Source organism: Bacillus sp. EB106-06-01-XG163 (assembly GCF_058791615.1).
Genome location: NZ_JBYTDS010000013.1, coordinates 36,027 through 60,757 on the forward strand (window position 1 = coordinate 36,027; position 24,731 = coordinate 60,757).

General features: G+C 47.7%; 24 protein-coding genes. 10 read left to right on the forward strand and 14 right to left on the reverse strand.

Going from position 1 to position 24,731, the window contains the following annotated elements; translation table 11 throughout:
• Positions 1-112 precede the first annotated feature (112 nt).
• Complete coding sequence (locus AC3WTF_RS14980; protein WP_003155588.1) at positions 113-778, forward strand: NAD(P)H-dependent oxidoreductase; 666 nt, start codon at positions 113-115, stop codon at positions 776-778.
• Between the two features lie 35 nt (positions 779-813).
• On the opposite strand, the gene AC3WTF_RS14985 is transcribed toward AC3WTF_RS14980, so the two are convergent.
• From AC3WTF_RS14985 to AC3WTF_RS14995, 3 genes are all read right to left on the reverse strand, one after another.
• A complete protein-coding gene (locus AC3WTF_RS14985) occupies positions 814-1,575 on the reverse strand; it encodes a YibE/F family protein (protein WP_047935447.1) in 762 nt (253 codons plus the stop codon).
• Positions 1,572-2,711: a YibE/F family protein gene (locus tag AC3WTF_RS14990; protein ID WP_047935449.1), complete on the reverse strand. Its 1,140-nt coding sequence runs from the start codon at positions 2,709-2,711 to the stop codon at positions 1,572-1,574. The genes AC3WTF_RS14985 and AC3WTF_RS14990 overlap by 4 nt, the downstream gene beginning before the upstream one ends.
• Positions 2,712-2,920: 209 nt before the next feature.
• Positions 2,921-7,213, reverse strand: a complete 4,293-nt coding sequence (locus AC3WTF_RS14995) for a multifunctional 2',3'-cyclic-nucleotide 2'-phosphodiesterase/3'-nucleotidase/5'-nucleotidase (protein WP_492314295.1) — start codon at positions 7,211-7,213, stop codon at positions 2,921-2,923.
• 220 nt (positions 7,214-7,433) lie between these two features.
• Between AC3WTF_RS14995 and AC3WTF_RS15000 the strand changes: the two genes are divergently transcribed.
• Complete coding sequence (locus AC3WTF_RS15000) at positions 7,434-7,949, forward strand: type 1 glutamine amidotransferase domain-containing protein (protein ID WP_064107437.1); 516 nt, start codon at positions 7,434-7,436, stop codon at positions 7,947-7,949.
• Between the two features lie 20 nt (positions 7,950-7,969).
• Here AC3WTF_RS15000 and AC3WTF_RS15005 read toward each other — a convergent pair whose 3' ends face one another.
• The 5 genes from AC3WTF_RS15005 to AC3WTF_RS15025 form a co-directional block, all read right to left on the reverse strand.
• Entirely contained in the window at positions 7,970-9,001 is a 1,032-nt protein-coding gene (locus tag AC3WTF_RS15005; RefSeq protein WP_012117072.1) for a LacI family DNA-binding transcriptional regulator, read from the reverse strand.
• A 134-nt stretch (positions 9,002-9,135) separates the two neighbouring features.
• Positions 9,136-10,020, reverse strand: a complete 885-nt coding sequence (locus AC3WTF_RS15010) for a shikimate dehydrogenase (protein WP_003155575.1) — start codon at positions 10,018-10,020, stop codon at positions 9,136-9,138.
• 65 nt (positions 10,021-10,085) lie between these two features.
• Positions 10,086-10,847 (reverse strand): type I 3-dehydroquinate dehydratase, encoded by a 762-nt coding sequence (gene aroD / locus AC3WTF_RS15015; RefSeq protein ID WP_327992381.1) that lies wholly within the window; start codon positions 10,845-10,847, stop codon positions 10,086-10,088.
• A 26-nt stretch (positions 10,848-10,873) separates the two neighbouring features.
• Entirely contained in the window at positions 10,874-12,067 is a 1,194-nt protein-coding gene (locus AC3WTF_RS15020) for an MFS transporter (protein ID WP_007408506.1), read from the reverse strand.
• Between the two features lie 337 nt (positions 12,068-12,404).
• Positions 12,405-12,620 carry a DUF1128 domain-containing protein gene (locus AC3WTF_RS15025; RefSeq protein ID WP_003155571.1) on the reverse strand — a complete coding sequence of 72 codons (216 nt, stop codon included), beginning with the start codon at positions 12,618-12,620 and terminating at the stop codon, positions 12,405-12,407.
• 155 nt (positions 12,621-12,775) lie between these two features.
• Here AC3WTF_RS15025 and AC3WTF_RS15030 point away from each other — a divergent pair, with 155 nt between their 5' ends.
• Genes AC3WTF_RS15030 through AC3WTF_RS15040 form a run of 3 tightly spaced genes read left to right on the forward strand, consistent with a single transcriptional unit; the run spans position 12,776 to position 14,440 of the window.
• Positions 12,776-13,249 carry a low molecular weight protein-tyrosine-phosphatase gene (locus tag AC3WTF_RS15030; protein WP_007408507.1) on the forward strand — a complete coding sequence of 158 codons (474 nt, stop codon included), beginning with the start codon at positions 12,776-12,778 and terminating at the stop codon, positions 13,247-13,249.
• A 13-nt stretch (positions 13,250-13,262) separates the two neighbouring features.
• Positions 13,263-13,589, forward strand: coding sequence for a hypothetical protein (locus AC3WTF_RS15035; protein WP_012117079.1), 327 nt, complete (start codon positions 13,263-13,265; stop codon positions 13,587-13,589).
• Between the two features lie 11 nt (positions 13,590-13,600).
• A complete protein-coding gene (locus tag AC3WTF_RS15040; protein WP_007408509.1) occupies positions 13,601-14,440 on the forward strand; it encodes a YihY family inner membrane protein in 840 nt (279 codons plus the stop codon).
• Between the two features lie 185 nt (positions 14,441-14,625).
• Here AC3WTF_RS15040 and AC3WTF_RS15045 read toward each other — a convergent pair whose 3' ends face one another.
• Positions 14,626-15,804, reverse strand: coding sequence for an MFS transporter (locus AC3WTF_RS15045; protein ID WP_007408510.1), 1,179 nt, complete (start codon positions 15,802-15,804; stop codon positions 14,626-14,628).
• Positions 15,805-15,963: 159 nt separating this feature from the next.
• Between AC3WTF_RS15045 and cax the strand changes: the two genes are divergently transcribed.
• Positions 15,964-17,019 carry a calcium/proton exchanger gene (cax, locus tag AC3WTF_RS15050; protein WP_007408511.1) on the forward strand — a complete coding sequence of 352 codons (1,056 nt, stop codon included), beginning with the start codon at positions 15,964-15,966 and terminating at the stop codon, positions 17,017-17,019.
• A gap of 70 nt (positions 17,020-17,089) precedes the next feature.
• The gene (locus tag AC3WTF_RS15055; RefSeq protein ID WP_094031586.1) at positions 17,090-17,884 is read left to right on the forward strand and encodes a YfkD famly protein; all 795 of its coding nucleotides are present in this window, start codon (positions 17,090-17,092) and stop codon (positions 17,882-17,884) included.
• 28 nt (positions 17,885-17,912) lie between these two features.
• Here AC3WTF_RS15055 and AC3WTF_RS15060 read toward each other — a convergent pair whose 3' ends face one another.
• Both AC3WTF_RS15060 and yfkAB read right to left on the reverse strand, forming a co-directional pair.
• Positions 17,913-18,746 carry a mechanosensitive ion channel family protein gene (locus tag AC3WTF_RS15060; protein WP_007408513.1) on the reverse strand — a complete coding sequence of 278 codons (834 nt, stop codon included), beginning with the start codon at positions 18,744-18,746 and terminating at the stop codon, positions 17,913-17,915.
• Between the two features lie 6 nt (positions 18,747-18,752).
• Positions 18,753-19,874, reverse strand: coding sequence for a radical SAM/CxCxxxxC motif protein YfkAB (gene yfkAB, locus AC3WTF_RS15065; protein ID WP_007408514.1), 1,122 nt, complete (start codon positions 19,872-19,874; stop codon positions 18,753-18,755).
• A gap of 146 nt (positions 19,875-20,020) precedes the next feature.
• On the opposite strand from yfkAB, the gene AC3WTF_RS15070 reads away from it, so the two are divergent.
• Positions 20,021-20,206: an SE1561 family protein gene (locus tag AC3WTF_RS15070; protein WP_003155558.1), complete on the forward strand. Its 186-nt coding sequence runs from the start codon at positions 20,021-20,023 to the stop codon at positions 20,204-20,206.
• Between the two features lie 100 nt (positions 20,207-20,306).
• Positions 20,307-21,098 (forward strand): delta-lactam-biosynthetic de-N-acetylase, encoded by a 792-nt coding sequence (gene pdaA, locus AC3WTF_RS15075; RefSeq protein WP_020955506.1) that lies wholly within the window; start codon positions 20,307-20,309, stop codon positions 21,096-21,098.
• A gap of 34 nt (positions 21,099-21,132) precedes the next feature.
• On the opposite strand, the gene AC3WTF_RS15080 is transcribed toward pdaA, so the two are convergent.
• The 3 genes from AC3WTF_RS15080 to corA all read right to left on the reverse strand — a co-directional run bounded on the left by AC3WTF_RS15080 (position 21,133) and on the right by corA (position 23,714).
• Entirely contained in the window at positions 21,133-21,993 is an 861-nt protein-coding gene (locus AC3WTF_RS15080; protein WP_047935452.1) for an NAD(P)-dependent oxidoreductase, read from the reverse strand.
• A gap of 50 nt (positions 21,994-22,043) precedes the next feature.
• Positions 22,044-22,691, reverse strand: coding sequence for a hypothetical protein (locus tag AC3WTF_RS15085; RefSeq protein ID WP_020955508.1), 648 nt, complete (start codon positions 22,689-22,691; stop codon positions 22,044-22,046).
• 63 nt (positions 22,692-22,754) lie between these two features.
• Positions 22,755-23,714: a magnesium/cobalt transporter CorA gene (gene corA, locus AC3WTF_RS15090; RefSeq protein WP_007408518.1), complete on the reverse strand. Its 960-nt coding sequence runs from the start codon at positions 23,712-23,714 to the stop codon at positions 22,755-22,757.
• A 106-nt stretch (positions 23,715-23,820) separates the two neighbouring features.
• Between corA and AC3WTF_RS15095 the strand changes: the two genes are divergently transcribed.
• The gene (locus AC3WTF_RS15095) at positions 23,821-24,684 is read left to right on the forward strand and encodes a DNA-3-methyladenine glycosylase family protein (protein ID WP_015239403.1); all 864 of its coding nucleotides are present in this window, start codon (positions 23,821-23,823) and stop codon (positions 24,682-24,684) included.
• Positions 24,685-24,731 lie beyond the last annotated feature (47 nt).

A 24,731-nucleotide genomic window follows, 5' to 3' on the forward strand; every position in this document is an offset into this window, starting at 1 on the left:
CCGTTTTTTTGTCAGTATCAAAATGAATACTATCCAACAAAAATGTGCGTACTGGTACTTTCAAAAATAATGGCTACAATAGTACATAACGATTGAAAAGGAGAGATCATGAATGTCAGATAAAAAACAGCAGATCATCGAAGCGTATCAATTCAGACACGCCACAAAGGAATTTGATCCTGAGAAAAAAATTTCAGAAAGCGATTTTGAATTCATTTTAGAAACGGGAAGATTATCCCCAAGCTCACTCGGTTTGGAGCCTTGGAAATTTGTCGTCGTTCAAAATCCGGAGCTTCGTGAAAAACTCCGCGAGTTCACTTGGGGCGCGCAAAAGCAGCTGCCGACCGCAAGCCATTTCGTACTTCTGCTTGCCCGGACGGCAAAGGATATCCGTTTTGACGCCGACTATGTCAAAAATCACTTGCGGGAAGTCAAAAAAATGCCGGAAGACATGTATGAAGGCTATATCAGCAAAACGGAAGACTTCCAGAAAAATGATTTCAATCTGCTTGAATCAGATCGCGCGCTGTTTGACTGGGCATCCAAACAGACATACATCGCCCTCGGCAATATGATGACAGCCGCTGCGCAGATCGGAATCGACTCCTGCCCTGTAGAAGGCTTCAACTACAAAGAAATTCACCGGATTCTTGAAGAAGAAGGGCTTCTGGAAAACGGAAGTTTCGACATCTCTGTCATGGCCGCATTCGGCTACCGTGTCAGAGAACCGCGCCCGAAAACAAGATCTGCCTCAAAAGACGTTGTAAAGTGGGTATAAGATAAAAAAAGCTGCCGGGCGTGTCCCGGCAGCTTTTAACGTTTATTTGGTTTTGCTAAAAAACAGGCGGTGATCCAGGACGTAACGGGAATGATGATGCCGATCCCGATTCCGGCACAAAGAATGGTGACGGCTTCCGCACTGAATACTTTTGAGTTCACTATTTTTTCAGCTGAGTATGATAAGTCTTTAAACCAGATAATTAAAGCCAAATAGCTGCCGAAAAAAGCAAAGAATAACGTATTCGTATTCGTTCCTAAAATATCTCTCCCGATGCTTAATCCGAATGTGTACAGATCTTTTCTGCTCATGGACGGATTATGACTGTAAATTTCCCGCATGGGTGAAGTAATGGAAATCGCGACATCGGTAATCGCCCCTATCGTGCCCATGATGATCATGGCTGCGGTAACCTTCACAAAATCCACCCCGACAAACAGTGTGAATATGCCGATATCACCCAATTCTTCTTCACCGAATCCCTGAATCGAAGTATGTTTTGTTACAGACATAATAAAAAACAGCAGCAGTACAATCGTCAGCATTGCAGAAATAAAGGCGGTTACGGTTTTGACGTTTCCTCCATTAATATAAAAAAGAGTAATGCTGCAAATCACGGCGGAAGAGAGCAATGTTAAAACAATCGGATTGATGTGCGGGTCTGTCATTAAAATGATGGTGAGAAAGAGAACGCCGAAATTTAAAAATAGCGCAATAAAAGACCTCGCTCCTTTTTTTCCGCCGATGATGACCATCAATAGAAATAAAATCGCCGCGAGAATTACGATGACATTCATGAGCTTGCCTTCTTTCGTTTAATAAAAAAGATAGAAGCATACAGACTGGCGGGTATGGCTAATACGATTCCGATCCCTCCGGCCAATGCTCTGGCTATTTCCAAGGAAATGTTCATAGAAAGAGTGAATCCTATCGGGGAATCATTTTTCAAATACAACAGCATCATCGGAATAGAGCCGCTTATATAAGCAAAAAACAGAATGTTGGTCATCGCCCCCATGATGTCTTTTCCGATCTCCATCCCGGAACGTCTGAGAGCTTGTAATGAGATTCCCTTGTTTTCTTCATATAATCCGAAGACAGATGACGTCATGGTAATGGCTACATCCATGACCGCTCCCAGTGATCCGATAAATACCCCGGCCATGAACACCGTGTGATAAGGGCGGGTTAAATACTGCATTTCCTCATATCTGAGACCTTTCTCACCGGTTGCCAGCATCACCAGATACGTAATCAGCAGGGAAACGAAAGTGCCTGCGAGCGTCGCGGCAATGGCTGCATATGTTTTCGCGTGAAAACCGCTGACAAGCAGCAATGAGATGACAGTAAAGATGAGAATACAGACACCGCAGATGAAAATTAACCCTATATTAGGATGCTTCCTGTACAAATCTAATGCAAACGACAGTAAAACGGCGTTAAACATCAGGCTGACGATCGAAAAGAAGCCTTGTTTTTTGCCGACGATAAGCAAGGTGAAGATGAAAACCCAAGCGATCAGCAAAAGCTGCTTATCCCGTTTTTTATCTATAATGCTTCCCGATATATCCTTGTTTGATGGTTTCCCTTTATCAATAGAAACGAATACTTCATCTCCAATCGAATATTTCTGATCATTCGCTCCGGATGATGAATACTGATTGGACAAATGAATGAGCTGTCCTTTCTGACTGCCGTTTTCAAGTCTGGCAGTGATCGTCTGATTGAAAATCTTATCTTTGTTTTTATGCATGTCCTGTACGTCAGACTGATGTTCCAATGTTGTTTTCGTCACTTTGGCAATCGGCCGCTCATAAAAAGAAGCGTTGTGAGTGACGAAAATGAGCGAGCTGATAAAACAGAGCGCTGTTATCACGTAAAACAGCTTTTTCTTGTAAGACATGCGGTTTCGTTTGTGTCCTGTTATCTTCAAAAAAAGTCCTCCAAACAGGCGGCGCCGTATGAAAGAGAGGCCCTGCCGTGAAGTGTTAAACGATGCGGATGTATGTCTTTCGCGAATAACGTTCATATTTTATCACTCGGCCGTACGGCTGTCGACTCAGAGGGGGACCGAGAGAAAAAGCTCCCCTGAAATCAGATCAGGAGAGCTTTTGGATGAACCGCCCGATAAAAGCGGTCTTTTTATGCTTCGTTCACTTTTTTTGCTTTTCTTCTTTGATGCAGATACAGTGCCGTTCCGAGCGCGCTGATGAGAAACCCGGCAAGAAGGATGGAATACATCGTTGTGGCCGTATCAGGAAGCAGGCCGCCCGGCGATACTCCGTCCTGTGCAGGGCCGGATGACGGTTTTTGTCCGCTTGGCTGCTTTCCGGAGCCGTGGTCTCCGCTTGTCGGCGGCGCGCTCTTCGTGTTTGCGTTTAATACGGTGTATTCACTGAAATGATTTGTATAGCCCGTGACGAGATCGTGTGAAACCGAACCGTTGTCTGTTTTTGTATAGACGTTCTTTTTCCGGTCTACATGGTAAATGCCGGGCTGTTTCGCCTTTTTCGTATTCTCAATGCGCAGGGTGAGCTTTACCGGCGCTTTGAATGTTTTGATGTCTTTGTTTTTCTGCTTCATTGTAAAGTCGTATACATTTGAAAGCGCTCCGCTTACTTTTCCTTTCGGCGTCACGCCGAATCGTGTATCAGCTGAAGCAGCGTTTGCCATCGGCATTTTCATGCTGAACTTGTCATGCAGGATCGTAAGGGAAGAATCCGATGTTCTGTCCTTTAACAGGCCGATTTGTTTTTTGGTCACGCTGAGATCAATCGGCTTTTTGGCGCCGTCATTCTTATCGTAATACACGATCGGCGTGTTGGCGTTTTTGGCATAGGCGGCAAATGCGCTGTCATCTTCAAGCGTCCACGAACCGTTTTTTTGTTTCGTCGGCAGGTACACTTCCTGCGCGCGGCCGTCAACTTTCGGTTCCACCGCTTTTTCCGCTTTTTCAAGCTGCTCGGTGAAGACCTCATAGTCGACAAAGCCAAGGTCTTCTTTATGGGACGCTTCGTTAAAGACGGAATATCCGTCTCCGCCTTCACCGACAAAGTTACTGGTGGCGACTCTGTATGTCTTCTTATCAGAAATCGGCTTTACGCTGCCGTCATCCTGTACGGCCGCAGCTTGAAGAACGCGGTGCCCCGGCTTTTTATTCAGTGTAAACGTGTATGTTAAACCGGCAACTTGAGGGAAGGCGCCGCCTTGAGCCTCAATTCCGCTTAATCCTTGTTCCAGGGCTTGTTTGATCTGTTTTCCGGTTAAATCCGCGACGTAAAGCGTGTTGCCGAACGGCATCACATTCAGCACATCGCCGAGTGTGATGTCTCCTTTATCAATGCCCGCGCGGATGCCGCCCCCGTTTGTGATCGCGATTTGGGCGCCGGCCGCTTCCTTCGCTTTTTGCAGCATGCCGTCCGCGATGAAGTTTCCGAGATTGGTTTCTTTGGAGCGGACATGCTCGCGCTGGCCGTCAAGTGCGACCTTCGTTGAGCCGACTTTTTCATTTTTGACTGAGACGAGCTCTTTTTTAAACGGATCAAGCTCTTTTTTCAGATCCGGGTCTTCTTTCGTCTGCTCGTTCACTGGAATCGCCTGAAGAGAGGATTGTTCCGGCAGGACGATGCCGTTTTTGTCAAATGCGACATCGACACGGCCTAAATATTCGCCGTATTCTTTTGCCTGGGCGACGATGGTCGGCTCTTCGTTTTTGACAACTTTCATTTTATCTACAAGCGTATGCGTATGTCCGCCGACGATCAAGTCGATGCCTTTTACCTTTTTGGCAAGATCGAGATCACGCTGATGCCCGATATGGGTCAGGGCAATAATTTTATTGACATGTTCCTTGTTCTGTATTTCTTTTACCGTATCTTGTGCGGATTGGAAGGCATCATGAAAGACAATGCTTTTTCCCGGGCTTGATGTGACGGACGTATCTTCTGTCGTTAAGCCGAATACGGCGACTTTTTCTCCGTTTACATCAAGCAGAATGTATGGATAGATGCCTGCTTTTTTCTTTTTCCCTGCCGTAAATGTGTCTGCTTTTTTCATGAATGGTCTGAGTTTTGACTCTTTGGACACATCGACATTTGAGCTGGCGAGCGGAAAGTCAGGCGCTTGAAAATTGTATTTTCCGGACGGGTCAGCCGCGCTCCCGTTACCGCTCAGGAAGCTGGCGAGAGCACCCGGGCCTTTATCAAACTCATGGTTTCCGAAGGTCATTGCGTCGTAGCCCATGCTGTTCATCAACTTTAAATCAGCCAGCCCCTGCCACTTTGTGAAATAGAGATCGCCTGAGAAAACGTCTCCCGCATCCAGCAAAATGCTGCGGTCGGTTTCGCTTCTGATTTCTTTGATTTTCGTCATCCGCCTCGCCGCGTTATCAAGGTGGGCGTGCGTGTCGTTTGTATGCATAACGGTGAGTTTCCATGCGTCATCTTTCGGCGGATCTGTGCCCGGTTCATCATCTTTGAATTGGAGCTTGTACTGTCCGTAGCCCGCGTTTTGTGATTCACCGATATAGGCGACGTCATCTGCGCGGTCGGCAAACGGCTTTGCGGCCAAGGAAGATTCAAATGTCAGGTTTGTCCCTTTGACCGGAAGGATGGACCAGTTATGATCAGCCTGCGGATTAATCGTTTTCTGCTGGATGATGTAATCCATTAAGACCTGCCTGTTCTCATCGGCAGAAGAGTATACGATTTTATCATTGCTTAAGTGAGGGAATCCTCCGCCGCCTGAAGCGCGGTAATTATTTGTGACGATCAGAAATTCCTGCTTGGCGCTGACGGGCTTTCCTTGATAAGAAAGGTTGACGATCCGGCTAGCATCGGGATGAATGACTGTTCCGTTTTCGTTGTATTTCGCCGGTTTTGTGACATCGACCTGATAGGTGACACCGTCAATGACATCAAAATTGTATGAGCGGTAGGCGTCATTTAAAAGCGCTTGGCTGCCGCCTTTTGCCTGATCGATCTGATTAAATTGCCCCGCGGACATTTCGAGCCAGTCCTTCACTTCGCTTCCGTTCAGCTTGACGATCTGAACCGTGTTGTCATACAGGTACAAATCGCCGATATTTTTGATGGCGAGGTCGCCAGCGGAAATGTTTGTATAGTAGTTTGAGCCGTTCCGCCCGCCGGCTTTAAACGGGGCGCCCGCCGAGAGGATAGGCAGATCTTTGTATTCCGTATCCTTCATCTTATTTTCGGCGTACCATTTTTGCGCATCCGTTACGATTTGAATGGACGGATCATCTTTGACTTGGGCGAAGAAACTGTTGATATCGGCTTTTGTCTGGCCGACGGGTTCTCTGATGTATTTCAATGTGCCTTCGTGCGCTTTTTTAACGGTATTGACGACGGTTTCGTTTTCCGACGTCACATTGCCGGCAATCGGCTCGATGCTGCCTTTTGCATCTTCCACATGCCACGCGCTGTCTGTTTTTTCAAGCCGGAGGTCGATGACGCCCGCATATTTGCCCCAGCTGCTTGACATAACAACGGGGATGCCGTTAATCGTGCCTTTATCGACGTCGAATTGATCAGCGCCTTTGTATTCGGCATCAGGGAAAAGCCCGTGCTGATGGCCGGATACGATCGCGTCAATTCCGCCGACTTTCGTTGCCAGGTCAAAAACGGCGTTTTCCGCTCCGAAAGACTGCGCTTTTTTTTCGATGCCGCTGTGGGCGAGGGCGATGACGATATCGGCTCCTTCAGCTTTCATTTTCGGAACGGTTTTCTTTGCGGATTCCACAATGTCTTCGACCTGAACGCGGCCTTCGAGATTTTTCTTATCCCACGTCATGATCTGGGGAGGAACAAAGCCGATGTAGCCGATTTTTATCTGATGCTTGCCGCCGTTTTCATCCGTGACGGTTTTGTCTTTTATGACATAAGGCGTATAACGGTTTTCGCCGCTTAATGTTTTCACATTGGCGTTAACGATCGGATAATCAGCGCCTTTGATTGTCCCGTCCAGAAATTCAAGCCCGTAATTAAATTCATGATTGCCGAGTGTTCCTGCGTCATAATGCAGACTGTTCATCACTTCAATGATCGGATGGGTCTTTGCGCCTGAAATAATATCATTTTTCTCATATTTTACGGCGTATTCTCCGAGGGGATTCCCCTGAATCAGATCCCCGTTATCGACAAGCAGCGTATTCGGGTTTTCGCGCCTGTGCTTCTCAATAAGCTGAGCCGTTCTGGCCAGCCCGAATTCCGTTGTCGGTTTGTCGCTGTAGTAATCGTAGTCCATCATGTTAGCGTGAACGTCAGTTGTGGCTAAAATGCTGAGATTCACACTGGAGGATTTGTTTTCTTCTGCTTTAATGGGTGATGTTGGGAGGATTAGACTAAGTATCATAACTAGGGGCAGCAGAATACGGAGTGTCATATTGACGCTGCATCGTCTTTTCTGTATTCTCACCTGTTCTCCACCTTTCAACAAATTTTGTCATGCAGTACCATTGTAAGAATATTTTGTGAAAGTTCATATAGATTTCATGATGATTCTTGTAAAAAGATGAAAAATGAGGATAATGACCTATGTGAAACGGATGAGCGGCAAACGCGTTACCTATGTTTGATGTTAGTGTGGCTGGGGTACATGGATTTATGTAGACTTCATCAAGCAGGAGGTAGTAACTATGGGTAAAAAAATTGCAGTTGTATTAACCGATTATTTTGAGGATGTCGAGTATACTGAACCTGCGAAAGCTTTTAAAGATGCGGGTCATGAATTAACCGTAATTGAACAGGAAAAAGGAAAAACAGTCAAAGGCAAACAAGGGGAAGCGGAAGTGAAAGTGGATGAGTCCATCGATGATGTAAATCCGAAAGACTTTGACGCATTGCTGATCCCGGGCGGATTCTCTCCTGACATGCTGCGTGCGGATGACCGTTTCGTCCAATTTGCCAAAGCGTTTATGGATGATAAAAAACCGGTGTTCGCCATCTGCCACGGACCTCAGCTTCTCATCAACGCGAAAGCATTGGACGGGCGCAAAGCGACAGGGTTTACATCAATCCGAATCGACATGGAAAACGCGGGCGCAAATGTGGTGGATGAAGAAGTCGTCGTCTGCCAGAACCAGCTGGTCACAAGCCGCACACCGGATGACATACCGGCATTCAACCGCGAATCATTAAAACTGCTTGCGTAATATAAAAGCGGAGCGCCGTATCAGGCGTTCCGCTTTTTTTGTGAAGATTCCCGGATGACCAGCTCAGGCGCCAGAATAATGCGTTGTTTTTTGTGCTGGGAATTGGTGATTTTATGATGCAGCAATTGAGCCGCTTCTTTTCCCGACTGCCGCGGAAAGGAAGAAACGGTTGTAAGCGGGGGATAAGAAATTTCAGCTTCCGGCACGTTATCAAAGCCGACAATGTCAATATCTTCGCCCGGAATGAGCCCGGCTTTTCTGATCCCTTGCATGACGCCGAACGCGACCAAATCACTGAAGCAGAAAATCGCGGTCGGGCGCTCAGACCGGCGGAGGAGCTCCGTCACGGCTTCACAGCCTGCTTCGCGGGTCGGCGCGCTGTCAATGACATAGTCATTTTTTACTTCCAGATCCGCTTCACGGAGCGCTTTTTTAAACCCTTTCATGCGCTTCGTCCATGTTGACGAGTGCTTCACGCCGCCCAGAAACGCAATCTCCTGATGGCCTTTCTCAATGAAATGACGCACTGCCTTATAGGTGCCTTCCTCATAATCGGCTCCGACAAAATCACAGTCGGCATCGGCAATCTCCCTGACGGCGAGCACGACCGGAATGTCAAGCTGCTCAAGGCGGGAAAGGGTTTCCTCAGCCGTACCTGAAACCGGACACAAAATCAATCCGCCGACCCTGTGCTCCAGCATGGTCGAGATCAGCTGCTCCTGCTTCGCGACGGAATCAAATGTCGTGCCTAACAGCACCGTTAATCCGACTTCCTCAAGCGTATTCTGAACGCCGATCAGAAACTCTGAGAAAAACGTATTGGAAATGTCAGTAATAATCAATCCTACCGTTGTGGACGTCTGTGATCGCAAATTCGCGGCGACCCGATCATATACGTACCCCAGCTCCCGCATGGATTGCAGCACTTTCTCACGGGTCGCTTCGGAAATTCGCGGATTATTGCGGACGATTAATGAAGCGGTGGATGTTGAGACGCCGGCATGTTCAGCGACCTGCTGCAATGTCACCCGGCGTTTTTTTTGCTGTTTCATACGTCGCATTCCTCACTTGGTTTTATTCGTTACATCCATTATAAGCGTTTTGGCGGCTGAGAAGAAAGAGAGAGGGGAGAAAATGATAAAGCGCCGGAAGACGGATTGTCCTTCGGCGCTTCTGTCACAATAGGTTATTCAAACATTTGCTCTTTAATATACTGAACCGGCATTTCACGGCCTGTCCAATATTCAAACGCCATGGCGCCCTGCCAAAGCATCATGCCGAGGCCGTTAATGGTGTTGCAGCCGGCCGCTTGAGCTTGTTCAAGCAATTTCGACGTAACGGGGTTGTAAACGACGTCTGTCACAATCAAATCCGGACGGAGCATGGATGTATCTTCAATGACGCTCAAGCCTTCAAGCGGTTTCATGCCGACACCTGTTCCGTTTGTGAAAATATCGCTTGAAGCGATTTCAGCACGCAGCGCATCTTGATCTTCGAGCGGGAAGACTTTCGCTTTGCAAGAAGATCCCTTCATTTCTTCATTGATGATGCGGACGTTTTCTTCCGCTTTTTCGAAAAACGCGTCATTGCGGGCGAAAATAGAGATTTCTCCGAGGCCTTCCAATGCGGATTGAATCGCTATCGGAGTGGCGGCCCCGCCGGAACCGACCAGCGTCATTTTTTTGCCCGTGATATCGATGCCGTGTTCTTTTAAGTTGCGGACGTATCCCATACCGTCAGTGGAGTGTCCGATCAGTCTGCCGTTTTCATTAACGACTGTATTCACCGCGCCGGTGAATTTCGCTGAATCCGCGAGTTCATCGAGGTAAGGGAGAATGTTCATCTTGTTCGGCATCGAGACATTGAAGCCTCTGACGTTTAAGGCGCGCATTCCTGTTACCACATCTTCCAGCTGTTCATTGCCGACTTCAAACGCGAGGTAAGCGTAGTTCAATCCTAATTTTTTAAACGCCAGGTTGTGCATCGCCGGAGATAATGAGTGTCCGATCGGTGTCGCGAATAATCCGATAAGCTGAGTTTTTCCGTTAATCCGTCCTAATTCTTTCTTCATGATGTATTCCTCCGTTAGTCCATTCATTTGTTTTTCAACCCGCTTTGAGGGCAGAAAAACGCTGATTACATATGTTTATTTAAAATGCTGAGTACGCTGCGCAATTCTTCAACGGGAATCTGTCCGGGCGCTGATGCTTCTTTGCCCGCTCCGAACGTGCACGCTGAGCCGAAGACTTCGCCGGCCAGGCGGCTGATCAGGCCCGTGCCCGCCATTGACATCGTGATGATCGGCCGGTCTGCGTATTGTGTTTTCATCGTGTGAGTGGCATCCAATAAGACGAAAACATCTTCAGTGCTTTGCGGCATCACCGCGATTTTCGGAATGTGCGCGCCGTACGCCTGCATGTTCCGCAGCCGAGAAATGATTTCTTCTTTTTTCGGTGTCTGATGAAAATCATGATTGGACATGACGACATATACGCCGTTGTCTTCAGCGGTTTTCACAATTGATTTGACTTCCGCTTCTCCCGTAAACAACTCAACGTCTGCAAGGTCAATGTGTTTTGTTTCGATGGCGGTTTTAAGCAATTCAATGTAAAAGCGGTCATCAATAACTTTATTTCCGCCTTCTTTATGAGTTCTGAATGTGAAAAGCAGCGGTGTTGCGCCTGCGGCTTTCCGCAGCTTTTCAAGCATGCCTTTTACGGCGTCCAGGCTGTCAACGTGCTCGTACACATCCGCCCGCCACTCAATGATATCCGGGCGAAGCCTGTTGACGGCTTCAATTTCTTCGAGCAGTTCTTTCTCTCCGGCCGCCATCAGCGGCACAATGATCTTCGGAAGCTCTTCGCCGATGACCGTGTTTCTGATCGTGATAGATTGCATGATAAATCCTCTCCCTTAAAAAATAGTCAGGCTTTCATCACTTGCTTAAAGCGGATTCCGATAAACAATGCGAGAAGGGCGCTGACGGCCGCAATTCCGATATCAAGCAGAAAAACAGGCGTCAGGCCGGCCGCTTTGGAGATCGCTCCCGTTACAAGCGGAATGACAATAAAAGATAAGCTTGATGCTATATTAACAAAAGATGTGATCGTACCTTTATTTTTAGGGAATAAAACAGCCATAACCGTCATCGCCAATTGCAGAATACCCGCAGTTGAAAGTCCGATGACAAAGGAGCTGATGACTGATACGGCCGGCTGATGAATGAAAATCAGAGCAAGCAGCGCGATTGCCGCGATCACAGGGTACAGCACCATTACCGTAATCGGCTGAATCACTCTGTTTAACAGCACGGCCAGCAATAATACGGACACAAGCGCACCGATGCTGTAATAGCTCAGCAATTTGACAGCCTGCACCTCAGGCATGCCCAAAACGGTTTGCCCGAACTTAGGAAGCCATACTTGAACGAGCATAAACAGCGCCGTAGATGAAAAGCCTAACAGAATGATCGCAAGACCTTCGCGCCATATCGACGGCTGTGATGTGAACGCGTCATCAGACGGAGAGGCTTCCGTCCGGCCGCCGTCTTCTTTTTGCTTATGATTCGGAAACGGAACTTTTAACAGGAAAAAGCCGTTCAGGAAGAAAATAATGCCCGGTACGAAAAACGTCCAGCCGTAAAACAAATGCCTGTCCGCAATAAACGCGATGAAAAACGGAAGCACCGTCGCGCCGATGGATACAAACGCTTTGATTAACACGGTTGCAGAGCTTGCGTTTTTCGGAAATCCTTCAATAAGCGCCGGATATGTCCCGGAATCCAAGAAGGAATTGGCGATCCCTGCGAAAATGGCGAAGATAAACGCGGCCGTATAGTTTGTCGAAAGCGGAATTCCGATTAGGAAAATCAGATACAGAAAGGCGCCCGACACGATAAACGGCCGTCTCCCGAATGTATCCGAAAGCTTCCCGGCAAACAGAAGCGAAATCAGCTTCCCGATCCCGATGGCGGAGACCAAATAGCTGACCCCGGCTGCGGATGTATGAAGCTGTTTTGATAATGCCTCCATATTGGATGCGATAATAATATTGATCATGCCCAGCAGGAAATAATTAATATAAAGACCCGCTGCCATTTTGGTGTATATGTTTTTCATGATGACATCCCCTAATGCGGTTAATAAAGAATTAAATTAATTTTTAAATTAACAAAAGCACAGAACCATTCCCCTTTATTGAACCACTGCCTTTCTTTGAAAACTGGTTTGATAAAACGGTTGCAGATACAAAACTTGAATAACGCTGATATCACAACGAGTATATCGTTCTACTAAATAAAAAAAGATAAGCGGCCCGCTCATTTAGTATATCGTTCTACCAAGTTCACAGTTACTATACTCCTTCTTTTTATATGTGTCAAACCGATGAACTTTTATTTTTTACTTTTTTAAATCAAAAAAAGACCCGCCGTTTTTCGGCAGGTCTGACACGGGTTTATTTTCTGAGAGAGGCGAGCTCCTCGGCAATGGCCTGCATTTCACTCGGGCTGAATGATGCTTTTTTCATGACCATTTGATGAAGGTATGTAAGATCTTCTATTTTTTCATCACTGAAATCTTCCGCTCTGATGACGCCGACATTGAGCATGTTGAGCTTTTGCGAAATGTCTTCAATCATTTTGTTTAACGTTTCTGTTTGTTGGCTCGGCAAATTCATGCATCCTTTCATGACCGTTTTCGTACCCTTTATTCTAACAGAATTCATTTAGAATAAAAGCTTATTTCCACAGCGGCAGAAAAGTTGCTAAGATGATGATAAGGTTTTTGATCCTCAAAATGCGGGGAAAGAATAGGGAGGTTATCGATATGATACATGTGCTGTTTGTCTGTCTGGGAAATATTTGCCGGTCGCCTATGGCAGAGGCGGTATTTTCTGATATGGTGAAGAAAAACGGGCTGAACGGGCAGATTAACATTGATTCAGCGGGAATCGGCGCCTGGCATGCGGGAAATCCGCCGCATGAAGGGACAAAGGAGATCCTAAAGAAGAAAGGGATCAGCGTAAGCGGCATCACGGCGAGGCAGGTGCGTGAGTCTGATCTGACCGATTTTGATTACGTCATTGCGATGGATGCAGAAAATATCGGACATCTGCGCAGCATGGCCGGTTATAAAAAAGCGGCGCCGCGTATTGCAAGGCTGCTTGATTATGTACCGGAGTCGGACCTTGCGGACGTGCCCGATCCGTATTATACCGGGAATTTCAGCGAGGTGTACGCTTTGGTCGAGTCCGGGTGCCGTCATTTGCTGGAGACAATAAAGAAAGACCATCATTTATAAGGGGGATTGACCGATGAAGCAGACACGCATCATGGCAAAAGCGATTCTGATCGGCGCTGCCGCCGGCGGAGCACTGTCCTTATTACATAAGCCGACAAGAGAGGCATGTTTCCGGAACATGGACGCGTGCAGGCGGCGTGCGGCATTTTATCGAAAACATCCTGAAGCCCTGAAACAGCAGGCTTCTGCAAAACTGGATCAAGTGAAAATCATCGCCAATACCGTATCGGAAGATCTGAGTTTTTTAAACGGGCAGATCACCAAGCTGAAGCAGACGACGCCGCAGGTCATTGACCTGTTAAAAGAAACGAAGGAGCATTTTTCGAAAAACGATCATTGAGGTGGGATGTCATGAGTTTTATAAAGGAGCTGTTTGCAAGGTTTTCTCTGCATGAAGGACAAAGTAAATCGGCGGAGCTGGCGTATTTTTTCCTGCTGTCATTGTTTCCGTTGATGATTTTCATGCTGACGCTCACCGCCTATCTTCCCATATCGGCAGAAGACGTGCTCGGGGCGGTCGATCAATACGCGCCCGACAGTGCCATGTCCATGGTGAAATCCATAACGGAGCAAACGCTGAACAAGCGCAGCGGCGGGCTTTTGTCATTCGGGATTATCGCCGTCATCTGGTCGGCTTCGAATGGTATGAACGCGATTGTCAGAGCATTTAACCATGCCTACGAAGTCGAGGAAAACCGCTCATTTATCATTATTCGCCTGACCTCAATTTTTTTAACCATCGCGATGGTGGTTACGATTTTAATCGCATTGCTTCTGCCGGTGTTCGGCAGAGAAATCGGAATGCTTGCCGCAGATTTCATCGGCGCCTCCGGCCTGTTTTTGCAGGTGTGGTCGGTTGTCCGCTGGGGTATCAGTCCGCTTATCCTTTTAATCGTGTTTACCGCGCTTTACATTTTCGCGCCGAATAAAAGGCTTTCCCTCCGTTTTGTGCTGCCGGGAGCCGTATTTGCGGCAGCAGGCTGGATTATCGTCAGTATGCTGTTCTCATTTTACGTCGGCACCTTTGCCAACTACAGCGCCACATACGGGAGCATCGGGGGAATAATCGTCCTTATGATCTGGTTTTACCTTACGGGAACACTGCTGATTTTAGGAGGAGAAATCAACGCGCTTTTACATAAACGTAAAAAGCTTCCTGATGAAAATCCGTACCGCGGGAGCAAGCTATAGAGGAACGGAGACGTTCAAGCTGAAAAACGGAGGGGAATCGATTATGACCAAGCATACGAAAAAAGGCGGAAGCCATAATAAACAAAACTCCAAAAACGGCCCGAAGAATAAAACAAGCGGAAGCGCTAACGGGCAGAACGGATACCACTAGAAAGAAGCCGCCTGACTTAGATCAGGCGGCTTTTTTATGAGGCCGGAAAAGAATGGGATTCGGATGCGGGACTGTGCTTTGTTTTCCCGAAGACGAGCGCAAGCCAAATACAGACCAGAATCACCGTAATAAAGTAAAACAAATTGGCGTTTTCAAACCGCTGCATATACCAGCCGCCCGCCACCGGGCCGATCATACTGCCGAGGCTGAAGGAAATGCCGCAGAGCAGATTGCCCGCAGGCAGCAGATGGGACGGCAGCAGGTCGCTCATATAGCTGATGCCGAGGGAAAACATACTGCCGACCGCCATTCCCGCCGTGAAAAAGCAGCAGCCGATGACAGAAGGCGACGGAAACAGTCCGGCCGTCAAAAAGCAAAGGGCACCCGTTAATAAGATGACGAGCAGGACACGTTTTCTCCCGAATCGATCGCTTAATAAACCGAGAGGGAACTGGAATACAATACTTCCGATGGCAAAAGCGGGCAATATCAGCGCGACGGCATCGACGGATATGCCTAAGCGCAGGGCGTACACGGGAAAGCTTCCGTTCAGCGCCGTTTCTAAAAAACCGTACCCGAAAGCCGGGAGAAAAGCGACCCAGCCGAAAAGAAGGGCGCGGTAAAACCGTTTTGCGCTGTTGTCCCCGGATGTTTCATCCGGACCTTGCGCCGGGTACTCGTTACGTAAGACAAATACAAACAGCCAGGCGGCAAGACTGATACAGCCGGATACGATAAACGGAAGGGACGGACTTGTTTTCACAAGAGGGACCATGAACGGGCCGACAGCGAATCCGAGCCCGAAGGACAGTCCGTACAGCGAAATGTTTCTTCCTCTGTTTCGGGGCGTTGACTTTGACGTCACCCACGTTTGGGTTGAAAAATGCAGCATATGATCCCCGATTCCGATAAGCAGCCGAAGAAAAAACCATAACCATATGGATTGAAGCCAAATAAAACTGAATAAGCTGATGATAACAAGAAATCCGCCCATGACCATCAGAGGTTTGAATCCGAGCTTGCGCAGCGGGGCCTCCATAAACGGCGACGCCAGAAGCACGCCGATATAAAGGCCGGTTGCGTGAAGTCCGTTTATAGCGGCTGATTCCCCGTTCGTTTCAAAAATGACGGAGATCACCGGCAGAAGCATGCCTTGGGAAAATCCGGAGATGGAAACAAGCAGAACCAAAATAAAGAAGTACAGTCGTGACATCGCGTATTTTCTCCTTCGTCAGTATCTTTCTTGATCGTACACGGATTTGTCGCGTCCGGCAACCTGAAAATGCCAATTCGGGCTGCCGCGGAAGTGTAATTGAGGGAGTTTTTGAGAAGAATATAAAAAGACTCATTCGAAAAAAGGAGCCAGGCAGATATGAATCGGATTTTTTTCTTTACGGCTGCGGCGGGAGTGCCGCTTTCAGTCATCGGCGGCCTGATGCACTGGCCGTCAGCGGTTTTGTTTATTATTTATTGCTTGACGATTATTGCGCTTGCAAGTTATATGGGGAGAGCGACTGAATCTCTTGCCATTATCGCGGGACCGCGGATCGGCGGTCTGCTGAATGCCACGTTCGGCAATGCGGTAGAGCTGATTATATCGCTTTTTGCCTTAAAAGAAGGGCTGACGGGTATCGTGCTTGCTTCACTGACCGGTTCGGTGCTCGGCAATCTTTTGCTCGTCGCGGGATTGTCGTTTTTTATCGGCGGTTTGAAATACAAGCGGCAGGAATTCAATATTCATGATGCACGGCATAATTCTGGCCTGCTGATTTTTGCCATTATCGTAGCTTTTGTCATTCCCGAAGTGTTTTCCATGGATATGGGGGAAAAAAACAAGCTTGATTTGAGTGTCGGCATCAGCATCATTATGATCCTTTTGTACGTGGCAGCTCTTTATTTCAAGCTCGTCACCCACCGCGGTGTTTATCAGCCGAATCAGCCGGAGGCAAAGGAAGAAGAGGAGCAGCCTGAGTGGTCGGGGAAAAGAGCGACAGCCGTCTTATTTATTTCAACCATTATCGTCGCCTACATATCTGAAAATCTTGTCCATACGTTTCATGCGGTGGCTGAACAGTTCGGCTGGAGCGAGCTGTTTATCGGGGTGATTATCGTCGCAATTGTCGGAAATGCCGCAGAGCATGCGTCGGCGATTATTATGGCGTACAAAGACAAGATGGATGTCGCCGTTGAAATCGCGGTAGGCTCGACTTTGCAGATCGCCATGTTTGTGGCTCCGGTTCTTGTGATCTGTTCCATCTTTTTTCCGGTCAATATGCCGCTTGTATTCACATTGCCCGAGCTTGTCGCGATGATCTCATCCGTCCTTTTGATGACAATGATTTCAAATGACGGTGATTCGAACTGGTTTGAAGGGGCTACGCTCCTTGCCGCTTATGTCATTATGGCGATCGGTTTTTTCCTGCTTTAACCTGTAAAAAATGCGGATAACAACGATTGCGGAGGAAAAGACTAAAGGAAAATGCTATAGAAAGAGTGATATGATGAGAAAGCTGTTTCATGCCACACTGATTCTGCTGTTATCCTTTAGTTTTTTCGCAACGCCGTCTGCCGGTGCAAAAAAACCGTTTAAAGTTCCCAACTCTGTCGTAAGCATTTCAAAGGAAAATACGTATCCGAATGCTTCACAGGACCAGCCGATGCTTCAGCCGAGCAAACTGGCGAAGGAATTGTTAGATACATCCGAGATCAACATCGAAAATCCGCATCTGATAAAGATGCTGAATGAATCCTCGGTGTCCGGTTCACCGCTTGCCATCGGATACCGGGCGACAATATTTCTCGGGAAATGGGCGCTCGGCTATCAGTCGAACGAAACGGTCGCCAACTGGGAATATAAAAAAATCAATACGAACAGAGCGGATAACCGGGGCGGACAGCAAACCGCGGTTATCTCATACGCCCAAGAACAGCAATACAAAATCAAAGGCGGGCTCACAGCGAAGGTGCCGAACGCAGAAGACGTAAAAAGCATGATGATGCAAAAAGCGATGAAGAAAACAAAACTGCCGCTCGCATTTGAAACGGTTATCGGCGCAGGCACAAAACGCGATCAAACCTACAAAATTTCTCCGCAGCGGCTCGGCTACCTGCACGCCTACGCTCCGGCCGTTAATGAAAAAGGAAAAGTAACATACGGTGAAGTGTATTTGGTGCTGAAAGGCAGCAAGCGGAAACTTGTCGTCAAAAATGTGACTTCGCAAGGAATCGGGGCTTGGATTCCGGTGCAGGATCACGTCACATTCGGTTTTCAAATGACAGCGCAGCCGAGATAAATAAAAAAAGCTGATTCCGGTTCGGGAATCAGCTTTTTTGTGTGTGATACATTTCCTCGAGCAATTGCACATTGTTGTTGTACAGCTCCCGGGCAAGAACGCGTCTCACCGCAAGGCTCGCCGAGAAGTATTCTGTGTCTTGAACCATGCCTTTCACTGTAAATTCAATGCCTCTGGTTAATTTGTTCAGACTCATAATTCCATGCACTTGAAACGGCTCCGTCGCATTGAGAAATTCATCCCGCTTCAGTGAATCGCGAAGCTCATCATTGAGCATGTCGCAGGCTTTTTCTAACACGGCGTATACCCGCTCGGGATCTTCCTTGTAACTGATCACGACGGACTCGGTAATCCGCATAAAATCAATGTTATAGTTTTGAAGCTGTCTGACCTCACCGTTAGATATGGTAAGCAGCTTGCCGGTCCACTCACGGATCTGGAGGGAACGGAGTCCGATTTCTTCGACTGTGCCGTTGAACAGATTGTTAATCGTCACGTAATCACCTTTATGAAGCTGGCGTTCGTATATTAAAAAGACACCGGCCAATATGTCCTTGATTAACGACTGGGCGCCGAAACCGATAACGATACCGGCAACACCCGCCCCGGCTAAAATTCGGCCGAAATCATGAACGAATAAAGAAATGACGTAAAAGATAAAACCGATCGTCGCCGTATACTGGGTGATGGATCGGACGAGGCTTTCAATCGTTTTCCCTTTCCGTTCCTCCAAGAAATCCGTGCGTTTAAATAACACCTGGACAAAGCGGTTGATCAGAAAAACACCGGCGTAAAGCACGAGAGCGACGATGATGATCTCAACCACTTTGCTTTTCAAAATGTCCGTAATTGTCGTTTCCATCTTTTGTTAACCTCTGGCTTTTCGTAATGAAAAATCTGTGTCCTGATAATAACTGTTTTTGACAAGGACGTTCGGGCCGAGGCACCGGACGTTTGTGCAGCGGCAGTTCAGCTCTTTGCTCAGCTTCGTCTGTCTCCACTTGTCATATGCTTCGGGAAGGCTGTCTGTTTTAATATTGCCGAGCGGCGGTGTATCGCCGAAATCCGTGACAATGATATTTCCGTCAAAAATGTTGACATTCAGGCGGGAGCGGCCGTCAGGGTCGTTTCGCACCGTAACGTTTTTCGCTTCCCGCAAGCGGCGGAGGAGCTTCTGGTCTTCTTCATCAGGGCTGCATGCGTAAAACGGGAGCGTGCCGAACAGCATCCATGTCTCTTCATCGCGAATGTCGAGCAGATGATGAATGGCCTGTCTCATGTCCTTCAGGCTGAGTGATTCAAGCGCGCTGGCGAAATCACTCGGATACATCGGATGGACTTCGTGCCGCTGGCATTTCATTTCTTCGGTAATTTGCCGGTGAATATGTTCAATATGCGGCAGCGTCCGTTTGTTCAGCATCGTTTCCGCTGAAACCATTACGCCTGCTTCGACAAGCGTGCGGCTGTTTTCAATCATTTTGTCAAAATAGCGCGCCCGCTGTTCAAATGTCGGTTTCTTCTCCATCATCGCAAATCCGATGTCGGCAAAGTCCTCGACCGTTCCCCAGTTGTGAGAAATGTGAAGAACGTCCAAATAAGGAATAATCCGTTCGTAGCGCCCGATATCAAGCGTCAGGTTTGAATTGATCTGTGTGCGCACCCCGCGTTCATGCGCATATTTTAAAAGCGGGACGACGTATTCCTTTACCGATTTCAGCGAAAGCATCGGTTCGCCGCCCGTAATGCTGATAGAGCGTAACAGAGGAATTTCATCAAGCCGCTTTAATAAAAGGTCGATCGGCAGCGCATCCGGGTCTTTCGGCTGGAGCGTGTACCCGACGGCGCAGTGCTCGCATCTCATATTGCACAAAGTCGTTGTTGTGAATTCAACGTTCGTCAGTTTCATATCTCCATACTGGTCGACATCCATGTACGCTTCCCAAGGATCGTACTCCGGTGTGATCGGACGCAGTGTTGTGTTTTGTGTCATGACTATCTAACTCCTTTATAAATGGGGCATACTAACGTCTGCCAACTGTTAATTTTAGACCTGATCTGCCAAGATCGCAAGTAGCGGAACCATTGAAAAACGGCAAAAAATACGCTACCATTATAAAAAATGAATGGAGTGGAAGTATGGGGAATGCAGTAAACAGCAAAGATCAGCAGCTCGATTACCTGAAGAACAGACTCGATATGTTTATGAATGTCATTGATTCATTAGACCCTGAATCAACGGACGTTGAAGATATAGACCGGCTCATCGGCATGCTTGATGATCTGGAAGCAAAATACGAACGCTTTAAAAAGGATTGGGAATAAACCCCGGCGGATGCCGGGGTTTTTCTTTTTCCATAATGCGGCTGTATAAAAGGGCAGAGCCTACTGCAAAATAAGGAAAAATGCAGAAGGAGTGCTGGTCATGAAATGGTTTTGTTCAATTTGCTGCATGGCCGTTTTACTTGCGGGAGGCATCAACAGCGCAGAAGCCGTGCCGAATGAACGGATAAACTGGGGATTTAAACGCAGCGTCAATCATCAGCCGCCGGATGCCGGCAGACAGCTAAACAATCTGGTCAAAAAATATGATGCCTTTTATTTGGGCAATACGAAAGAAAAGACCATCTATTTAACGTTTGATAATGGATATGAAAATGGGTACACCCCGAAAGTGCTTGATGTGTTAAAAAAACATCACGTCACGGGCACTTTTTTTGTCACGGGTCATTTTGTGAAAGAGCAGCCTGATTTGATTAAACGGATGTCAAAGGAAGGCCATATCATCGGCAATCATTCTTTTCATCATCCTGATCTGACGACAAAAACGGGCGATCAGATTCAAGACGAACTCGATTCCGTCACGGAAGCTGTGTACAACATTACCGGAAAACGGGACAACCTGTATCTCCGTCCGCCGCGCGGCGTATTCAGCGAATATGTCCTCAAAGAAACGAAGCGCCTCGGCTACCAAACCGTTTTCTGGTCCGTCGCATTTGTCGACTGGAAGGTTAACGAGCAAAAAGGGAAACAATACGCCTATGATCACATGATAAAGCAGGCTCATCCCGGCGCGATCTACCTTCTCCACACCGTTTCAAAGGACAATTCAGAAGCTCTGGACGATGCCATTACCGATTTGAAAAAAGAAGGCTACACGTTTAAAAGCATAGATGACCTGATGTTTGAGAAAGAAATGAAGCTGCCGCGCCTGTAGAAAACACCTCTCCTGGTAATGGAGAGGTGTTTTGTTATTTCAGGCATTTAATCAAAGCGGCCCAATCCAGATCCCCGAAGCCTTGTGCGATCCCGCTTTCAAAATGGCTCTTGGCCAGTTCGGCAAGAGGGAGTTTTGCGGAAACCTGTTCTGCGGCGGCGAGCGCCAGATTGGTATCCTTCAGCCCTAAAGACATTTTGAAACCGGCCGGCTCAAATTTCTCCTCAGCCATGATCGTGCCGTAATTTTGATAGACGGGAGAGCCAAAGAGCGCGCCGGCGATTTCTAAAAATTGTTTTTGTTCTAACCCGTACTTCTCCATCATTAAGAACGATTCAGATAACGCCTCAAGCATGGACACGAGCAAGAAATTGATGCTGATTTTCGCGGCATTGGCCGTTTTTGTTTCTTCACCAGTATCAAATACTTGCTGACTCAGGATGTTAAGCAGCGGTTCGGCCTTTTTCTTCGCTTCCGCCGGTCCGGCTGTGATGATGCGAAGCTCGGCCTTCTCGGCGGCATCGGGGCGGCCGAGGACGGGAGCGGCAATAAAGGACTGTCCTCTGCCCGAATGTGCGGCGGAAAGCTGTTCTGACAGCACCGTACTGATCGTGCTCATTGAAATATGAATGCCGTTTTCAGATAACCCGGCAATAATGCCGCAAGCTCCGAACGTTACATCTATTACGGCGTCATCGTCTGACAGCATGGACAGCACGATGTCCGCATGTTCAGCTGCCTGTCGGGGCGTTTCGGCATATTCTGCCCCTTTATCCAGCAGGTCAGCCGCTTTTTCTTTCGTCCGGTTATATACAGTCAGACTGTATCCGGCTTTCATGATATTTTCGGCGATGGGGCGGCCCATATTGCCGAGTCCGACGATGGCGATCTTCATTTCACAGTCCCTCCAATGAAAAGTTTTCCACCATTATACATGCAAAATGGTTAATCTGCTGTGTACAGGATTGCCACTTTCAGTTCAGGTTCTGAAGACCATCCGGAGTCTGAGGCGGCTTTCCCCTTATAAAATCCGGTAAATCGAGTTTTGATGATTGTTTTTGAACGGGGTTTTACAGTGAATGTTTTTGATTTGAATGTGACGTCCTTTATGTTTTCTGATAAATCCGGGGTGACAGAAATGGTTTGTTCCCCTTTTCCGTAATGATTGATATAAAGTGTGCAGCTCATGCCTGCTCTTTTTCGCTCAACCAGATGACTGCATTCGCTGCGGTGCTTCACATATTCGACAGCCTCTTTTTCGGGCGCGAACTGTTTTAAGGAAAAAACGGCATATTCGGTGGCAGGACTGATACCGGAAGCGGCCCCCATACTGAGAAAGATCAGAAACAGCCCCGCCGCGGGAAGCGTCCGCCTGAACGCGGCGGCACACCAGATTAACGCCGCAAAGTAAAGCACGACCCCGGGAATGACGGAGATATGGGCTCCATCTTCCAGCCAAGAGGAAAAGCCGAGCGACTCAAAGATGTAATCAGACACCGTACGGCCGTTATACAGCGGGGCAATGGACATGACACTGAAAGCCAGGAGGACAGAAGAAATGATTTTGTGAGAAAGGATGGTAACGGCGCACACCTCTTTACGTTTTTTTCCAGACTATCATGTTTTCTCAAAAAAAAGAACAGCCGGCAGCCGTTCTTACTTGAAAATATTAAACCAGCCTTTGCGGGCGAACCAAAACAGCATGGCGGCCACAAGAACGGCCATTACGCCCAAAACGATAAAATACCCGTATTTCCAATGAAGCTCAGGCATGTTATCGAAATTCATGCCGTAAACCCCCGCGATGAACGTCAGCGGGATAAAAATGGTCGAGACGATGGTTAATGTCATCATAATGGCGTTCATCCGGTTTGAATTCAGCGTCACATAGCTGTCCCGCAAATCTGACGTCATATCACGGTTTGACTCGATCAGCTCAGCCAGTTTTAACAGGTGGTCATAAATATCGCTGAAATACGCTTTCGTTTCACGGCTTTCTTTTACATGGTCAAGGCTCAAAATCCGGTACATTAAATCGCGCATCGGAATGATCGTCCGCCTCAGGTTCAAAAGATCAGTCCGCAATTCAAACACTTCATTCATTAAAGTGCCGTAAGATTTATGGGTTCTGCTGTCTTCAATTTCATTCAGCCGGTCTTCAATTTTGTACAGCACGGGGAAATATTCATCGACAAGCTGATCCATAATCATATAAGTGATGTGCCCGGGCCCTTTTTTGGCTAATCCCGGAGAAGCGAAAAACCGTTCTCTCACCTTTGAGACGCCGGGCGATTCGTGCAAATGGAAGCTGACGATGAAACGGTCGGACTGAAAAATGTCCACCTCTTCCATTTCCAGTGTGTCCGGGTTCAAGGCGTGGAGCACATAAAAACGGTAGCCGTCATAATGGTCGATTTTCGGCCGCTGCATATGCTGAAAGCAATCCTCGATCGCAAGCGGATGAAAGTGAAAATAATCACGCAGCAGCTCGGTTTCATGCATCTCAGCGCCGAAAAAATCAATCCAGTACCATGCGATGTCCGGTTGTTCTGTACGTGATAGGGGGATATTATCTAATATCTCATTATGTGTTGTGATTGCGGTTATATGTATCATAAACAACCCTCCGCCTGCCATTATATCATGCGGCGTTATGAAGAAAAGTATACGAATTGCCGCCCGGCCGCTTCATGATATACTTGGACAAAAAGGGGTGGAGCATATGTGGAAGGAAACGGTTTCGGTCACACCGCCGTATCATTTTGATAAAGTCCTTGAAAGGCTGTCGCTCGATCCGCTGAATGCGGTCGATCTTCATGCAAGATCAATCAAAGTGCCGCTCAGAACACGGGACGGCAAACTGTCCGTCATCACGGTTCAAGCGGAAGGCACCGCCGCAGACCCGGTCTTTCTCGTCAGCGGAGAAACGGACCGCGAGGAGATGATTGAACGGATCAAACACATTTTTCAGTGGGAGCAGCCGCTTCAGCCTGTGCTTGATCATTTCTCAAAAACAAATCTGTCGGCGCTTTTTGAGGAGCATGCGGGAACCCCGCTCGTCTTGGAATATGACGTCTACAACTGTCTCATGAAATGCATCATCCACCAGCAGCTCAACCTGTCCTTCGCTTTTACTTTAACAGAACGGTTCGTCCATGCCTTCGGTGAACAAAAAGACGGCGTCTGGTGCTATCCCGAGCCGAAAACGATCGCGGGGCTTGAGTATCAGGACTTGCGGGAGCTCCAGTTCAGCATGAGAAAAGCGGAATATGCGATTGACATTTCACGGATGATTGCAGAAGGAGCGCTCAATCTGGCGGAACTTACCCATTTGTCGGATGAAGACATTATGAAAAAGCTGATCACCATCAGAGGCATCGGCCCGTGGACCGTCCAAAACGTCCTCATGTTCGGCCTCGGCCGCCCGAATCTGTTTCCTTTGGCGGACATCGGCCTGCAAAACGCCGTCAAACGCCGCTTCGCCCTTGAGGATAAACCGTCAAAAGACGTGATGCTCCAGGTAAGCAGCGAATGGGCGCCGTATTTAAGCTATGCGTCCTTGTACTTGTGGAGAAGTATTGAATGATGAGGATTTTTGGAAACTTCCAGTGAAAAACATGAAGGAACCGCCGG

Excerpts from the sequence above, each read along its gene's own strand:
- AC3WTF_RS15020 (WP_007408506.1), bottom strand. The coding sequence starts at position 12,067 with ATGAAAAACATATACACCAAAATGGCAGCGGGTCTTTATATTAATTAT.
- AC3WTF_RS15005 (WP_012117072.1), bottom strand. The coding sequence starts at position 9,001 with ATGAAACAGCAAAAAAAACGCCGGGTGACATTGCAGCAGGTCGCTGAA.
- AC3WTF_RS14980 (WP_003155588.1), top strand. The coding sequence starts at position 113 with ATGTCAGATAAAAAACAGCAGATCATCGAAGCGTATCAATTCAGACAC.
- AC3WTF_RS15040 (WP_007408509.1), top strand. The coding sequence starts at position 13,601 with ATGAGTTTTATAAAGGAGCTGTTTGCAAGGTTTTCTCTGCATGAAGGA.
- AC3WTF_RS15070 (WP_003155558.1), top strand. The coding sequence starts at position 20,021 with ATGGGGAATGCAGTAAACAGCAAAGATCAGCAGCTCGATTACCTGAAG.
- AC3WTF_RS14985 (WP_047935447.1), bottom strand. The coding sequence starts at position 1,575 with ATGAATGTCATCGTAATTCTCGCGGCGATTTTATTTCTATTGATGGTC.
- AC3WTF_RS15045 (WP_007408510.1), bottom strand. The coding sequence starts at position 15,804 with ATGTCACGACTGTACTTCTTTATTTTGGTTCTGCTTGTTTCCATCTCC.
- cax (WP_007408511.1), top strand. The coding sequence starts at position 15,964 with ATGAATCGGATTTTTTTCTTTACGGCTGCGGCGGGAGTGCCGCTTTCA.
- AC3WTF_RS15055 (WP_094031586.1), top strand. The coding sequence starts at position 17,090 with ATGATGAGAAAGCTGTTTCATGCCACACTGATTCTGCTGTTATCCTTT.
- AC3WTF_RS15095 (WP_015239403.1), top strand. The coding sequence starts at position 23,821 with ATGTGGAAGGAAACGGTTTCGGTCACACCGCCGTATCATTTTGATAAA.
- pdaA (WP_020955506.1), top strand. The coding sequence starts at position 20,307 with ATGAAATGGTTTTGTTCAATTTGCTGCATGGCCGTTTTACTTGCGGGA.
- yfkAB (WP_007408514.1), bottom strand. The coding sequence starts at position 19,874 with ATGACACAAAACACAACACTGCGTCCGATCACACCGGAGTACGATCCT.
- AC3WTF_RS15030 (WP_007408507.1), top strand. The coding sequence starts at position 12,776 with ATGATACATGTGCTGTTTGTCTGTCTGGGAAATATTTGCCGGTCGCCT.
- aroD (WP_327992381.1), bottom strand. The coding sequence starts at position 10,847 with ATGCAATCTATCACGATCAGAAACACGGTCATCGGCGAAGAGCTTCCG.
- AC3WTF_RS15000 (WP_064107437.1), top strand. The coding sequence starts at position 7,434 with ATGGGTAAAAAAATTGCAGTTGTATTAACCGATTATTTTGAGGATGTC.
- AC3WTF_RS15060 (WP_007408513.1), bottom strand. The coding sequence starts at position 18,746 with ATGGAAACGACAATTACGGACATTTTGAAAAGCAAAGTGGTTGAGATC.
- corA (WP_007408518.1), bottom strand. The coding sequence starts at position 23,714 with ATGATACATATAACCGCAATCACAACACATAATGAGATATTAGATAAT.
- AC3WTF_RS15035 (WP_012117079.1), top strand. The coding sequence starts at position 13,263 with ATGAAGCAGACACGCATCATGGCAAAAGCGATTCTGATCGGCGCTGCC.
- AC3WTF_RS15010 (WP_003155575.1), bottom strand. The coding sequence starts at position 10,020 with ATGAAGAAAGAATTAGGACGGATTAACGGAAAAACTCAGCTTATCGGA.
- AC3WTF_RS15080 (WP_047935452.1), bottom strand. The coding sequence starts at position 21,993 with ATGAAGATCGCCATCGTCGGACTCGGCAATATGGGCCGCCCCATCGCC.